Origin of the sequence: Marinobacter sp. P4B1, assembly GCF_001447135.1 — a bacterium.
Classification (GTDB): domain Bacteria; phylum Pseudomonadota; class Gammaproteobacteria; order Pseudomonadales; family Oleiphilaceae; genus Marinobacter; species Marinobacter vinifirmus.
Genome location: NZ_LLXM01000002.1, coordinates 116,180 through 129,605, shown reverse-complemented (window position 1 = coordinate 129,605; position 13,426 = coordinate 116,180). Strand labels below are relative to the sequence as shown.

The following is a 13,426-nucleotide window of genomic DNA, read 5'->3' as shown; positions in this document are numbered from 1 at the left end:
ACTCTCTTAGAGTGTGGCGCTGATGGCTTATGTTGTGGCGCTGAAGGCTCATGTTGTGCGCTGAGGGCTCAGGCCCGGGGCATCGGCAGCTCGGGCAGGCCGTTGTCGGTCTCCAGCCCCTGCATCAGCAGCTTGATGCTGGCTTCTTCATGGCCCATATGGGCATTCAGGCGGCTCAGTTCCGCCAGGGTTTCACGGCTGCGTTTCAGGCGCAGGCTGGTTTCGAAATATTCCCGGGCCTTGCCCCACAGTTCATTGCGCAGGCTCAGGCGGCCCAGTGCCAGCAGCAGTTCCGGATTGTTGGGGCGGTCTTTCAGCCACTGTTCGGCAATGATTAACTGCTCATCCGGCTGGTGGCCTTCAAGCCGCCCGTAGAGGTTGATCAACTCGTCGCTCCAGTGGTTACGCAGCACTTTTCTCAGCAGGGTTTCGGCCTGCCCCTCATCGCCCAGACGGGCCAGTAACCCCGCGTAGTCCCGGATGGTGTACTCGTCGCGGCGTACAAAGCGTGGCAGTTCGTCCCATAGCCGGGTCAGCGGTTCCAGGGTCGCTTCCGGATCTTCCTTGCGCCGGCGTTCGCAGTCGGCGGCGGCTTGTTCCAGCAGGTTGTGCCATACCTGTCGTTCCAGGTCATCCAGTTCTTTTTCAGTCAGCACGCTGCGCTTGCGCAATTCCGGCAGGAGCTTTGACAATTCCCGCCAGTCTTCCAGCCGCAGGTAGGTGTTCTTTAGCAGCTTGAGCACGAACGGATGGTGCGGTGCTTCTTTACGCAGGCGCAGCAGGGTGGCCAGGGCCTGCTCCAGCCGGTTGCCCGCCAGCTGCAGCTGGGCCTGGGTCAGGCCGACCGCCAGGCTGGAGCCAGGGGTGCTTTCAAAGGCCTGGCGCAGTAATTGGTCGACCGAGTCGTGGTCACCGGATTCGAACGAGGCCTGGGCTGCCGCCAGGTAGTTGATCAGCGGTGTGTCGGCGTGGTTGGCGGAGCTCACCAGCAGTTTCCTGGCTCGTGGCCAGTTGCCTTCGGCCAGTGCCAGAAGGCCCTTTGTGGTGCGCCGGCGGGCACGGCGTTCGTTGCCGCGGCTGACCCAGGTGGCCATCAGGCCGGTGCCCTGGCGGAACCGCCTCAGCAGGCCGATCAGGAACAGGCTCAGCATCACCAGGACAACGATCAGCCCGAGGCCAACCCAGAAATTGGTTTCGATCAGATAGTTGCCGAGGCTGACACGGATATAGCCGAGATCATAGGCCAGCCCCAGAGACAGCCCGGTGCCCACCAGCAGGGCAATCAGCAGGATCAGCAGCAGGCGGATCATGATTCATCGCCTCCGTTGCTGCCGGCAGCGGTGCGTCCGGCCAGGCGCTCTTTCAGCAGGTCCAGGGACTTGCTGATATCGGGCAACCGGGGATCCACATTCCGGTCAGCCAGTTCGGTCAACGTGCCGCTGATGCCCTGGATAGCCGGGTTGGTGTTGTCATACCAGTCTTTGACGGTGCTGATAGCTTTGTTCAGCGCCCGTTCGTACAGCGGTTGGTTGCCCCGCAAGACCGCCATTTCGGCTTCTTCCAGCATCAGTTGCAGGTTCAGCCGGGCCCAGGCGCTCTGGTCAGGAGACAACAGCGGTTTGACCGGTTCGTCCAGCCGGCGCACCACAACCACCTGTTTCATGGTATCGGCGAACCGGTTCCAGCCGCGGGTGAGCATGTTGCTGCCGTCTTCCGGGGCCTGGTCGTCTCCGACCATGCTGAACCCGGGCGCACGGTCGTGGATCAGGGCCTGGTCGGTCAGGTCATGGAGGCTGGCAATGGCGGCTTCCAGTTTCAGGTACAGGCCGGTGCGGTCGACCCCTTCGATACCCTTCAGGGACAGCACTTCCTTAGCCAGCTGCTGGCGTACCGGGAACACGCCGATGTCGTCAGACTCTGCCAGCACTTCGTCGGCAGACTCCAGGGCCGACAAGGCACCCTTGATGTCTTTTTCAATCAGCAGGCGCTGGTTGGCAATGCGCAGCAGGTATTCGGCCTCGGCCAGCAGCCAGTCGGTGCGGGTGCGGTTTCCGGCTTCCAGCAGTTCCCGGGCGTTGTGGTCAATCTGGCGCTGCTGGGTGGCAATCAGTTCACGCTGTTCGGCCAGCTTCTGCTCCATGGTCTGCATGCGCTGGCTCTGCTCGCTGCCCCGGCTGCCGTAGAGGTCTTCCAGCTGGGCGGTATCCTGGCGCAGGTCGGTAATCACCTGCAGGGTGGCCTGGTGGTTGTTCCACTGCTGCCAGCTCCACAGGGCCAGTATCAGCGTAATGAGCAGGGCAATACCGGCGACCACCCAGATGGGCCAAAGGCGCGGTTTTTCTGCGTTGTTGTCGGGCTCGATGGTGGCGGGTAGTTGTTCTGTTGTTTCAGTCACGGGCATCCTTACTTGGTTATCCGTTGTTACCGGCCTGCGGCCCGAGCCGCACAGCCACGCAATTCACCAGTTCCCGGTCGGACAGGCCATCCGGAACCACCGGGTTGCTGAATCCGGCCGCCCTGGCCTGCTCGGCCACCCGGTCTGCCGGGACAACCACCAGGGCAGTGTCCAGGGCATGCGGGTATTCCCGGGCCATGTCTTTGAGATTATTCAGGGTTTCGCCGGACAGGGCGATCACCGCTTCGGGCCGGAACCCGGTAAAAATCTCGCTTAGCTTATCTGCAGGATAGTACGGCTGGAGGCGTCGGTACAGTGGCAGAACCGTTACCCGGGCTCCCCGTTGCTCCAGGGTCTGGCGAATCAGCTCCCGACCCTGCTCGCCCCGGGCCAGCAAAACCTTTTCGTGTTCCAGGTGCTGCAGCGACGGGTGCGCCAGCAAGGCTTCGCTGGTCCAGCCGTCATCCGGCTTCTCGGCCGGCAGCCCTGCTTCGGCAAACGCCGCCGCAGTGCCGGCGCCGACGCCATACCAGTGCACGCCAACCGGTGGCTGCGGCCACCACTGATCGACCTCATCCAGCAGCAGCCGTGCGGCATAGGGGCTGACGGCAATGATATGGTGGAAATTATCGAGTTCCTGCAGCAGGCTGCGGCGTTCCGGGGTTTCCGGCAAGGATTCGCGAACCACGGTGGGCAATACCCGAACCCGCGCGCCGGCCGCCCGGAAAGCTTCGGCCAGCCTGTCGGCTTCCGGCTCCGGCCGGCAGATCAGTATCCGCCGGCCAGCAAGTTCCGGTTGCGCCTGGTGGGCTTCAGCTCGGGGTGTGACCATAGACTTCAGCCAGAACCTTGTCGGCACCCATGGCCAGCAGCTGTTCTGCCAGTTCCCGGCCCAGGCGTTCACCTTCAGCGCGGGGCGCACGGCCTTCCACCCGGAAAATCCGGGTGCCGTCTACTGCACCCACGAGGCCTCGCAGCCAAAGGGTGTTGTCGTCTTCCAGCAGGGCATAGGCCGCAATGGGGACCTGGCAGCCACCTTCCAGCCGGCGGTTCAGGGCGCGCTCGGCCTTTACCCGGTCTGCGGTGTCGGTATGGTTCAGTGGCTCCAGCAGGCCCAGCAGTTCGTCATCGCTCAGGCGGCATTCGATGCCCAGTGCGCCCTGGCCGACGGCCGGCAGCGAGACGGTATCCGGCATGCAGTAGCGGATGCGATCGTGGAAACCCAGCCGCTTCAGGCCGGAGCTGGCCAGCACGATGGCGTCGTATTCTCCGGCATCCAGCTTGGCCAGCCGGGTGTTCACGTTGCCTCGCAGCATCTTGATTTCCAGGTCCGGGCGGTTGGCCCTGAGCTGGGTTTCACGGCGCAGGCTCGAGGTGCCAACCACGGCGCCCTGGGGCAGCTGGTCCAGGTTGTCGTAGTGGTTGCTGACAAAGGCATCGGTGGGATCTTCGCGCTCACAGATGGCGACCAGCCCCAAGCCTTCCGGGAACTCCATGGGTACGTCTTTCATAGAGTGCACGGCAAGGTCGGCGCGGCCGTCCAGCATGGCTTCTTCCAGTTCCTTCACAAACAGGCCCTTGCCGCCGATCTTGGCCAGGGGAACGTCAAGGATCTTGTCGCCCTGGGTCTTGATCTTGACCAGCTCCACGGTGACGTTGTCGTGCAGCCGCTCCAGCTCGGATTTGATGAATTCTGCCTGCCACAGCGCCAGTGCGCTGCTACGGGTTGCGATGCGAAGGGTTCGTTTGGACATGGCACTCACTGTCGTTCGGGAAAATGTGCCCCAAGGTTACCTTGTGGCAGTAAAAAAGTCCCGTGGTTGCCCCGGCATACCCCGTCAGGGGGAGGGCTGGTGTTCCTGTAACCACTGGCGCACGTGGCCGGCATGGCGCCGGCTCACCGGCAGTTCCGCAGGCAGCCCTTTCAGCGCAAGGCTATGGTGGCCGTCGCTGCTGCGTTGCAGCCCACGAATAAAGCGCACGCCCACCAGCGTATTGCGGTGAATGCGCAGCAATAGCTGCGGATAGGCCTGCTCCAGTTCCTTCAGGGTGTAATCGCACAGGGTTTCACCCCGGGTATGGTGCAGGGTGACGTACTTCTGGTCGGCTTCGCAGTACAGGATGGTGTCGAGGTCGATCAGCTCGGTACCCCGGTGGGTGCGAACCGCCAGCTGGCTGGAGTCCTGGCCGGTCTGTCCGGCCAGGCTGCGGCGCTGCACCCGGTTGGTGCGTCCGGCCCGGGCGAGGGTCTGGGCCAGGGCTTCCTTACGTACGGGTTTGAGCAGGTAGCCGGAGGCCTGCACATCAAAGGCCTGGATGGCAAAGTGGTCGTAGGCGGTGCAGAAAATCACTGCAGGCGGATTATCCAGCTGGCTGATTTGGCCGGCCGCCTGCATGCCGTCCATGCCGGGCATGCGGATATCCAGCAGCAGGATGTCCGGTTCCAGTGCGGCAATTTTGTGCAGGGTGTCGTGGCCGTCTGTGGCCTCGCCACACACCCGGTAACCGGGGAGGTCTTCCAGCAGCCTGCGGATCCGTTGCCTGGCCAGGGGCTCGTCGTCGGCAATCAATATGGTTTGCTGCGGTTGTGAATCCATCGTCTCACCGTGAAACAAGGCGTTTGTACTGGTTTACCGTCTGCCTGGGCAGCCTCAGTGTAACGGTATAAATGTCATTTTGCCGGCTGCGCTTGAGCACGGCGGACTCCCCGAACAGGGCCCGGAGCCGGGCCAGGGTGTTGTCCAGGGCGATGTGGTTGCCGCTGTGCCGGCTTTCGCCAGCCTCCGGGGCCGGGTTCTGTACCAGCAGATAGACAAACCGATCCTTGGCGGAAACTTCAATCCGCACGGTGCCGCCCTCCGCCCTGGGTTGTATGCCGTGGTAAATGGCGTTTTCCACCAGGGGTTGCAGGGTCAGCGGCGGGATTGCCTGTTGCTCCAGCCCGGGTTCGATGGCCCAGTCCAGTGCCAGCCGTTCGCCCAGCCTGAGCCCTTCAATGGCAAGGTAACGCTGGCACAGTTCCAGTTCACGGCTCAGGGGGACCAGCTGTTCGGTGGTTCTCAGGCTGGCCCGGAACAGTTCGGACAAGTCCAGCACGGCTTCTTCGGCCAGTTCGGGGTGGCTGTCGATCAGGCTGGCGATGGTGTTCATGCTGTTGAACAGGAAGTGGGGCTGGATACGGGCCTGCAGGGAGGTGAGCCGGGCCTGCATTTCGGCTTCCTGCTGTTGTTGCCACTGGTGTTGCAGATAGAAGTAGCGCAGCACCATCAGGGAGATCAGCAGTGCCAGCAGCAGTTTCTTGGCGATGCTTTGCCACAGGATGCCGCCGGGTTGCGGGTTGAGAACCTTGTCGGCAAACAGGCTGAACGCCAGTACATCGAGCAGGACGATGGTGACGATGGCCAGGGTGGCGCCGGCTATGCCCATGTGCGCCAGCCGGGGCCGCAGCAGGCAGATCAGCGCTGCGCTGGTGAGGGTGGTCCATTGCACAAACAGCGACAGCAGCCCGAAGTAGTTCCAGTCAATCCAGCCCTGTTCCGCCTGGACAATGGATAACACCAGCACGAACAGTTCGCTGGTGACCAGCATCAGGAACACCGCCCGCACCCGGCACAGATCGGGAACGTAAAAGCTGCCAGGCTGTTGCTTGCCTATGCCATGGTCTGGTTTCAGGGGTGTCTCCTTAACCGGGGTCAGAATGCTATACTGCGGCAACTTTTTACCGATTCACTGCCGGCATGATGATGCCGGGCTGTCAGCAGGAAAGATAGACCATGACGGATCAGAAGAAATCTGACCAGGCCACATCCTCCGAAAAACCCTGGGGTGGCCGTTTCAGCGAGCCTACCGATGCCTTTGTCGAGCGCTTTACCGCGTCAGTCGGTTTTGATCAGCGCCTGTACCACCATGATATTACCGGCTCTATCGCCCATGCCACCATGCTGGCCAAGGTGGGTGTGCTCACCGACGCCGAGCGGGACCAGATCATCGAAGGCCTGAAAGGCGTGAAGGAAGACATCGAAGCCGGTCGCTTCGAGTGGTCCGTCAGCCTGGAAGACGTGCACATGAACATCGAAGCCCGGCTGACCGACCGCATCGGCATCACCGGCAAGAAGCTGCACACCGGTCGCAGCCGTAACGACCAGGTCGCTACCGACATTCGCCTGTACCTGCGCGATGAAATCGACGTGATCGCCGAAGAGTTGGCTCGCCTGCAGGCCGGCCTGCTGGACCTGGCCGAGCGCGAAGCCGATACCATCATGCCCGGCTTTACCCACCTGCAAACTGCCCAGCCGGTCACCTTCGGCCACCATTTGCTGGCCTGGTACGAAATGCTGGTACGCGATGCCGATCGCCTGCAGGATTGTCGCAAGCGGGTGAATGTGATGCCCCTGGGCGCCGCTGCCCTGGCTGGTACCACCTACCCGATCGACCGTAACCTGACCGCCGAGCTGCTGGGCTTTGACCGGCCGACGGAAAACAGCCTGGATTCCGTCTCTGACCGGGACTTCGCCATCGAATTCTGCAGTTTCGCTGCGCTGCTGATGACTCATCTGTCCCGGTTCAGTGAAGAGCTTGTGCTTTGGACTTCCGCCCAGTTCGATTTCATCGACCTGCCGGATCGTTTCTGCACCGGTTCTTCCATCATGCCCCAGAAGAAAAACCCGGACGTACCGGAACTGGTGCGTGGTAAGACCGGCCGGGTGAACGGCCACCTGATCAGTCTGCTGACCCTGATGAAGAGCCAGCCGCTGGCCTACAACAAGGACAACCAGGAAGACAAAGAGCCGCTGTTCGACACCGTCGATACCATCAAGGGCTGCCTGAAGGCCTACGCCGACATGATCCCGGCCATCAAGGCCAAGGCGGACAACATGCGGGTGGCGGCCAAGCGGGGCTTCTCCACTGCCACCGACCTGGCGGATTACCTGGTCAAGAAAGGTGTCCCCTTCCGGGATGCCCACGAGATTGTCGGCAAGTCTGTCGCCTTTGGCGTGGCCGAAAGCCGTGACCTGTCTGAGATGACCCTGGAAGAGCTGCAGCAGTTCTCTGACGTGATTGGCGAGGACGTGTTTGACGTGCTGACCCTGGAAGGTTCCGTGCAGGCCCGTGATCATCTGGGTGGCACCGCGCCGAACCAGGTGCGTGCCGCCGTAGCCCGGGCCCGCGCCGCCCTGAAGTAATCCTGCCCTGATCATCCGCCGGCACTGGGGTAACCTCTGTGCCGGCGGAACTCAGCCCCCGATCCGCCCGGTACTCAGCTCCACCACCGCCGGTTTCAGTTGTTCCAGTGGTTGCGGTTCTGCCAGCCGGAAGCCCTGGCCGAAGTGAATTCCCAGTGTTCGTACCTTGCGCAAGGTTTCATCGTTTTCGATGAAGGTGGCTACGGTTTCCTTTCCGGCAGCCTCGGCAATGCGGTGCAGGGCATCCACCATAATTTGTTGTACCGGATCTTTTTCCAGGTGCTTCATCACCCGCTGATCCAGCTTGATGATGTCGACCGGCAGGTTGGCGGCCAGGCTGTAACTTTCCACCGAAGCACCGGCTCCTTCCAGGGCGACCCGGAAGCCGGCCCGGTGCAGGGCATCGCACTGCACCGCCACTTCATCCGGATACTCGGTGGCATGGGCCTCCCGGATTTCCAGGCAGAAACACTCCGGTTTGTAGGCCAGCGGTGCCACCGTCTGTTCCATGAATTCCGCAAAACTGTCATCCAGGATGCTGGCCAGCGACAGGTTGAAACCGCAGTACTTCAGCCGCGGCTCCAGCAATGGATGCCGGTCCAGCCAGTCGAGGGTCTGGCGGATGACCTGCCGGTCCAGCCGTTTTACCAGGTCAAAGCGTTCGGCGATGGGCAGGAACTGGTTCGGTGTCAGTGGCGTGTCGTCAGGGTTGGCACCCGGAATCCGGCACAGGATTTCAATGTGGTCGCCCCAGGTTACGCTGGCCACCGGTTTCATGGACTGGAATTCCAGCAGCAGGTGGTTGTTGTCCAGGGCGTTGCGAAGCTGCTCCAGTTGCTGGTCGGAACTGCCCGCCGGTTGTTCACCATGCCTGGCGTGGGCTGCGTGAATCCGGTTGCGGCCGGAGATCTTGGCGGTGTGGCACAGGTTGGCGGCCTGGCTCAGCAGCTGCTCCGGTTGTTCCGGCTGCTCGCCGCCCAGAATCAACAGCCCGCCGCTGGCGGTGGTTTGCAGTTGCTGGCCCTGCCAGTCGAACTGGAAGCGGGCTATCTGCTCGCGGATTTCATCCGCCAGTTTGCGCACCCTGGGTTCCGGGCAGTTCTCGATGTACAGCACAAAGGTATCGCCGGCCAGCCGGGCCAGTGCATCCCGTTGCCGGACCCGCAACCCCAGAGTGGCCGCCAGTTCCCTCAGATAACGGTCACAGGCGCCGCTGCCGGTGTTTTCCTGGCATTGCTCGAAGTTGTCGAGGTCCAGCAACAGAAGGCTGTCGGTGAACTGGCGCCGGTGCTGGTGGGTAAGGGCCCGTTCCAGGTGTTCGAGAAAGGCGCGCCGGTTGAGCAGGCCGGTGACCGGGTCAAACCGGGTGCGCCGGTCATCGTCCAGGTTGCGTTTCAGGCGGTCACTGATATCCCTCGCCACATGGGTTGCGCCAACCACTTCGTTATGGGGGGCGCGCAGGCTCTGGAAGTGGAATTCGTACACCGGAAAGCCTTCGCCCTGACGGTTCAGCGGCATCTCGGCAACAAAGCTGTCCCGCTCCAGTGCCCGTTGCCAGAGGCGTTCGATCAGCCGGCGTTCATTCGGGAAGTCGCCCAGTAGTTTGCTGAGGTTGTCGCCGACAGAAGGGGCCAGTCCGAAGGCTTTATAAAACTGGCGGGCCCAGGGCTTGTTGAAGTGCAGCAGGTCCAGCCGGGTATTCACTGCCAGTACCAGGTCTTCGGTGGCGTTGCTGGTGGCTTCCAGAATACTCTGTACCCGTTGTTTTTCGTCATCGTGGCGCATGGCTTCGCTGTGATTGACGATGACGCCCCCCAGCCGCTGCGGCTCCCGACTGTCGCCAAGAGGGCCGCCGGCGAGGGTGACGGTTTGCGGGTTCTGTTTGCCGGTGAGGATGGACAGGTCAATCCGGAACGGCTTGCCGGTGCGGATGCTGCGGCGGAACAGGGCCCGGACCCGGTTCTGGCCGGCCTGGCAGTAGAACAGGGCCTGCTCGGGCGTCAGCTCGGTGCCGGGCTGTAGTTCCAGTAACCGGTAAACGCCTTCGGTCCAGCCGATCTCGTTGCTGGCGATATCCAGTTCCCACAGGCCGAAGCCGGCGCTCTGCTCCGCCAGTGTCAACAGGCTGCTGTCCATGGCGATGCTGTCCCGCAGCGTAATCGCGGCGCTGGCGGCCTGGTCGGAATCCCGCATTTCGGTGTGCAGGCCCAGCCGGGCCGTGAAGAAGAATCCCTCCTTGTGGCGGAAGGTCACCAGGACTTTCTGGCCGTCATTCAGTCGGTGCCGGTTAGCCGGTGCAAAAGGGTCGTCCTGGCGCGAGGCGAGAATCTGTTGCACCGGCTTGCCGATCAGTTCCGCCGGTTCGTAGCCGAACATGGTATCGGTATGGCGATCGGCCCGGATGACCCGGCCGGTGTCATCGATCTGTACCAGCGTGGGCGGAATGGCGGGGCCCAGCGGGTCCTGGCGATAGCGTTGGATCAGGAATTCTTTCACAGCGGTTGTCCCTTGCGGGTCTCCGGGTTGTCGTTATGGCTGTAAATGACAGAATGGCTCCCATGATACTGGCTCTTCACCCGAAAAGAAGTGGATGACGTCCCGGCTATCGGATTGCCCCGGGCGGAGCCGGTTCCCTCGCCGTAATGGCCGGGTGTCGGGTATACTTCGCCCATTATTCACTCAGGGGATTGGGTATGCAGGTCAAGCAGGTGCGCTGGCCGGGGCTGGCGGCCCTGGTGCTGGTTTCGCTGATGGTTTCCGGTTGTGGCCAGAAAGGCCCCCTGTACCGGGAAGCGCCGGTGCCGGCGGTTGAAAACAGTGCTGAAACACAGCAAAGCGATGACAAGCCAGAAAGCTGACCACTTAACCCGATTCTGCCCGAACAGTCAGGTACACCATGGATCATTTCAATTACCGTGACGGCGAACTCTACGCCGAAGACGTCCCCGTAGCACAGATTGCCGAGCGCTTCGGTACGCCCGCCTATGTCTATTCCAGGGCTACCCTGGAGCGCCATTACAAGGCCTACGACAACGCCCTGGCTGGCCGGCCGCACCTGGTGTGCTACGCCGTGAAAGCCAACAGTAACCTGGCTGTACTCAATGTGCTGGCTCGGCTTGGTGCCGGTTTCGACATTGTCTCGGCCGGTGAGCTGGAGCGGGTGCTCAAGGCCGGTGGCGAGGCCGGAAAAGTGGTGTTTTCCGGTGTCGGCAAGCAGGAATGGGAAATGAAGCGGGCGCTGGAAGCCGGCGTTCGTTGTTTCAACGTGGAATCCGACACCGAACTGGACCGCCTGAACAAGGTGGCCGGCGAGCTGGGAGTGAAGGCACCGGTTTCCCTGCGGGTGAACCCGGATGTTGATGCCGGCACCCATCCCTATATTTCCACCGGCCTGAAAGAGAACAAGTTCGGCATTGATATTGCCGAAGCTCCGCAGGTCTATGCCCGGGCGGCCAGCCTGCCGAACCTGGATATTCACGGCGTGGACTGCCACATCGGCTCCCAGCTGACCTCTGTGTCGCCGTTCCTGGATGCGCTGGACCGGGTGCTGGCGTTGATTGATTCGCTGGCGGAGCAGGGCATCCGCATTCGCCACCTGGATATGGGCGGTGGCCTGGGCGTTACCTATGACCAGGAACAGCCGCCCCAGCCGGCGGACTATGTGAAAGCCCTGGCCGAGCGTATGGGCGATCGTCAGCTGGAGCTGATCCTGGAACCGGGCCGTTCCATTGCCGCCAATGCCGGCATCCTGGTGACCCGGGTGGAATTCCTGAAGTGCACCGAACACCGGAACTTTGCCATCATCGATGCGGCCATGAACGACCTGATCCGCCCGGCCCTGTACAGCGCCTGGCAGGCGATCATTCCGGTCCAGCCGCACCGGGAGGGCGAAGAACAAGCCTGGGACCTGGTGGGCCCGGTGTGTGAAACCGGCGACTTCCTGGGCAAGGATCGCAAGCTGCGCCTGCAGGCCGGTGACCTTCTGGCCGTGCGCTCTGCCGGTGCTTACGGCTTTGTGATGGCCTCCAACTACAACACCCGAAACCGCCCGCCGGAACTGATGGTGGATGGTGACAAGGTGCACGTGGTCCGGCGCCGGGAAACCCTGGAAGACCAGCTGGCTCCTGAAAGTTGTCTGCCGGAATGAGCGGGGAACCGGAGATGAACCAGCAAAGACGGAATCAGGGGCCGCTGCTGAGGTTCACCAAGATGCACGGCCTGGGCAACGATTTCATGGTGGTGGATGCCATCAGCCAGCCGTTTCGCCTGCGCCCGGAAATGATCCGGGAGCTGGCCGACCGTAACTTTGGCATTGGCTTTGACCAGCTGCTGGTGGTGGAGCCGCCCGGATTACCGGATGTCGACTTCCGCTACCGGATTTTCAATGCCGACGGCTCGGAAGTGGAACAGTGTGGCAACGGCGCCCGCTGTTTTGCCCGCTTTGTGCGGGATCAGCGCCTGACCAACAAGCGGGTGGTGCGGGTACAGACCGCCAAGGGCGTGATTGAACTGAAAATTGGCAAAGACGGCATGGTGATGGTGAACATGGGTGTGCCGGAACTGAACCCGCCCGCCATTCCCTTTGCCGCCGACCGCCAGAAAACCGTGTACACGGTGGAAGTGGACGGCCAGCAGATTGAATTGTCGGCGGTGTCTATGGGCAACCCCCATGGTGTGCTGGTGGTGGACGACGTGGATACCGCGCCGGTCGCCAGCCTGGGGCCTGCGCTGGAGAAACATCCGCGGTTCCCGGCCCGGGCCAATATCGGTTTCCTGCAAATTGTGGATCGTAGCCATGCCCGGCTTAGGGTGTTCGAGCGGGGCTCCGGTGAAACCCTGGCCTGCGGCAGCGGTGCCTGTGCCGCCGTGGTTGCCGGCCAGTTGCGTGGCTTGCTGGATGCCCGGGTAGATGTGGAACTGCGTGGCGGGCGCCTGGTGATCGAATGGCAGGGTGAGGGTACCCCTGTTATGATGGAAGGCCCTGCGACAACAGTATTTGAAGGCCAGTTACGACTGCCGGGCGAGGCTCCGCCGCGCCGGCGCAAAGGCCCTCGCAGCCCTAAAACAAGGTCCTGACAGCTCAGGAGAACACGATGACAGAACAAACGGCCCGCCAGAAGGTCGCAGAACTCACCCGTGAGCAGGTAGCGGATTATCTGCGCGACAACCCTGATTTCTTTGTCGACCAGGATGAACTGCTGCGCACCCTGACCCTGCCTCACGACAGTGGACGTGCGATTTCCCTGGTGGAACGCCAGGTTCATCTGTTCCGAGAGCAGCGGGATACCCTGCGCCGGGAGCTGGTCGAGCTGGTCTCGATTGCCCGCCACAACGACCGCCTGTTCGAGAAGAGCAAACGCCTGCTGCTGCAGGTGATCGAAGCCCGAAACCTGAACGACATGGCGGCGGCTATCGATGACAGTATCCGCAGTGATTTCGGGCTGGATGCCGCGTCCGTCTTGCTGTTCAGCAATGATGAACTGCCCGGCTCCGGCCAGGGTGCCCTGCATGTTGTCAATGCCGACCTGGCCCAGAAACGACTGGGTAGCCTGCTGGATGGTGAGCGGGCGGTGTGCGGACAGTTCCGGGAGAATGAGCGGGAATTCCTGTTCCCGGACCGGGACGAACCGATCGCCTCGGTCGCCCTGATGCCACTGCGCCATGAAGGCCTGGTCGGGGTGTTTGCGGTGGGTAGCTGTGAGCCGGGTTATTTTGACCAGAGCATGGGATCGCTGTTCCTGAGTTATATCAGCGATACCCTGAGCCGCCTGCTGCCGCCCATGCTCAAACGCCATGGCTCCGGCGCATCGGTGTCTGACCTGGCGGTGGAAAGCGGTCAGGGGTGACC

At 62.3% G+C, this 13,426-nt stretch carries 12 protein-coding genes; 5 read left to right on the top strand and 7 right to left on the bottom strand.

Annotated elements, in window-relative coordinates; genetic code table 11:
• Nucleotides 1-68 precede the first annotated feature (68 nt).
• The 6 genes from AQ621_RS01440 to AQ621_RS01415 form a co-directional block, all read right to left on the bottom strand.
• Nucleotides 69-1,310 (bottom strand): heme biosynthesis HemY N-terminal domain-containing protein, encoded by a 1,242-nt coding sequence (locus tag AQ621_RS01440; protein WP_058339959.1) that lies wholly within the window; start codon nt 1,308-1,310, stop codon nt 69-71.
• Nucleotides 1,307-2,401, bottom strand: a complete 1,095-nt coding sequence (locus AQ621_RS01435) for a uroporphyrinogen-III C-methyltransferase (RefSeq protein WP_082640826.1) — start codon at nt 2,399-2,401, stop codon at nt 1,307-1,309. Before AQ621_RS01435 ends, AQ621_RS01440 begins: the two co-directional genes overlap by 4 nt.
• A gap of 10 nt (nt 2,402-2,411) precedes the next feature.
• Entirely contained in the window at nt 2,412-3,227 is an 816-nt protein-coding gene (locus AQ621_RS01430; RefSeq protein WP_058339958.1) for a uroporphyrinogen-III synthase, read from the bottom strand.
• Nucleotides 3,208-4,149 carry a hydroxymethylbilane synthase gene (hemC, locus tag AQ621_RS01425; RefSeq protein WP_022987544.1) on the bottom strand — a complete coding sequence of 314 codons (942 nt, stop codon included), beginning with the start codon at nt 4,147-4,149 and terminating at the stop codon, nt 3,208-3,210. The genes AQ621_RS01430 and hemC overlap by 20 nt, the downstream gene beginning before the upstream one ends.
• Before the next feature lie 84 nt (nt 4,150-4,233).
• Nucleotides 4,234-4,992, bottom strand: a complete 759-nt coding sequence (locus AQ621_RS01420) for a LytR/AlgR family response regulator transcription factor (RefSeq protein WP_058339957.1) — start codon at nt 4,990-4,992, stop codon at nt 4,234-4,236.
• Between the two features lie 4 nt (nt 4,993-4,996).
• Nucleotides 4,997-6,109, bottom strand: a complete 1,113-nt coding sequence (locus AQ621_RS01415; protein WP_227508195.1) for a sensor histidine kinase — start codon at nt 6,107-6,109, stop codon at nt 4,997-4,999.
• Between the two features lie 59 nt (nt 6,110-6,168).
• On the opposite strand from AQ621_RS01415, the gene argH reads away from it, so the two are divergent.
• The gene (gene argH, locus AQ621_RS01410; RefSeq protein ID WP_058339956.1) at nt 6,169-7,578 is read left to right on the top strand and encodes an argininosuccinate lyase; all 1,410 of its coding nucleotides are present in this window, start codon (nt 6,169-6,171) and stop codon (nt 7,576-7,578) included.
• Nucleotides 7,579-7,629: 51 nt separating this feature from the next.
• Here the strand turns inward: argH and AQ621_RS01405 are convergent, their stop codons facing one another.
• Nucleotides 7,630-10,074 (bottom strand): EAL domain-containing protein, encoded by a 2,445-nt coding sequence (locus tag AQ621_RS01405; RefSeq protein WP_058339955.1) that lies wholly within the window; start codon nt 10,072-10,074, stop codon nt 7,630-7,632.
• A gap of 197 nt (nt 10,075-10,271) precedes the next feature.
• On the opposite strand from AQ621_RS01405, the gene lptM reads away from it, so the two are divergent.
• Genes lptM through AQ621_RS01385 form a run of 4 tightly spaced genes read left to right on the top strand, consistent with a single transcriptional unit; the run spans nt 10,272 to nt 13,424 of the window.
• Complete coding sequence (lptM, locus tag AQ621_RS01400; protein ID WP_145840232.1) at nt 10,272-10,436, top strand: LPS translocon maturation chaperone LptM; 165 nt, start codon at nt 10,272-10,274, stop codon at nt 10,434-10,436.
• Nucleotides 10,437-10,474: 38 nt separating this feature from the next.
• Nucleotides 10,475-11,725, top strand: a complete 1,251-nt coding sequence (gene lysA / locus AQ621_RS01395) for a diaminopimelate decarboxylase (RefSeq protein WP_058339953.1) — start codon at nt 10,475-10,477, stop codon at nt 11,723-11,725.
• Nucleotides 11,726-11,739: 14 nt separating this feature from the next.
• Entirely contained in the window at nt 11,740-12,654 is a 915-nt protein-coding gene (dapF, locus tag AQ621_RS01390; RefSeq protein WP_058340016.1) for a diaminopimelate epimerase, read from the top strand.
• Nucleotides 12,655-12,671: 17 nt separating this feature from the next.
• Nucleotides 12,672-13,424 (top strand): DUF484 family protein, encoded by a 753-nt coding sequence (locus AQ621_RS01385; protein ID WP_058339952.1) that lies wholly within the window; start codon nt 12,672-12,674, stop codon nt 13,422-13,424.
• Nucleotides 13,425-13,426: the final 2 nt, after the last annotated feature.

What these genes read in the sequence shown, in the direction of transcription:
- AQ621_RS01440 (WP_058339959.1), bottom strand. Translation starts at nt 1,310, where the DNA reads ATGATCCGCCTGCTGCTGATCCTGCTGATTGCCCTGCTGGTGGGCACC.
- AQ621_RS01435 (WP_082640826.1), bottom strand. Translation starts at nt 2,401, where the DNA reads ATGCCCGTGACTGAAACAACAGAACAACTACCCGCCACCATCGAGCCC.
- AQ621_RS01430 (WP_058339958.1), bottom strand. Translation starts at nt 3,227, where the DNA reads ATGGTCACACCCCGAGCTGAAGCCCACCAGGCGCAACCGGAACTTGCT.
- hemC (WP_022987544.1), bottom strand. Translation starts at nt 4,149, where the DNA reads ATGTCCAAACGAACCCTTCGCATCGCAACCCGTAGCAGCGCACTGGCG.
- AQ621_RS01420 (WP_058339957.1), bottom strand. Translation starts at nt 4,992, where the DNA reads ATGGATTCACAACCGCAGCAAACCATATTGATTGCCGACGACGAGCCC.
- argH (WP_058339956.1), top strand. Translation starts at nt 6,169, where the DNA reads ATGACGGATCAGAAGAAATCTGACCAGGCCACATCCTCCGAAAAACCC.
- lptM (WP_145840232.1), top strand. Translation starts at nt 10,272, where the DNA reads ATGCAGGTCAAGCAGGTGCGCTGGCCGGGGCTGGCGGCCCTGGTGCTG.
- lysA (WP_058339953.1), top strand. Translation starts at nt 10,475, where the DNA reads ATGGATCATTTCAATTACCGTGACGGCGAACTCTACGCCGAAGACGTC.
- dapF (WP_058340016.1), top strand. Translation starts at nt 11,740, where the DNA reads ATGAACCAGCAAAGACGGAATCAGGGGCCGCTGCTGAGGTTCACCAAG.
- AQ621_RS01385 (WP_058339952.1), top strand. Translation starts at nt 12,672, where the DNA reads ATGACAGAACAAACGGCCCGCCAGAAGGTCGCAGAACTCACCCGTGAG.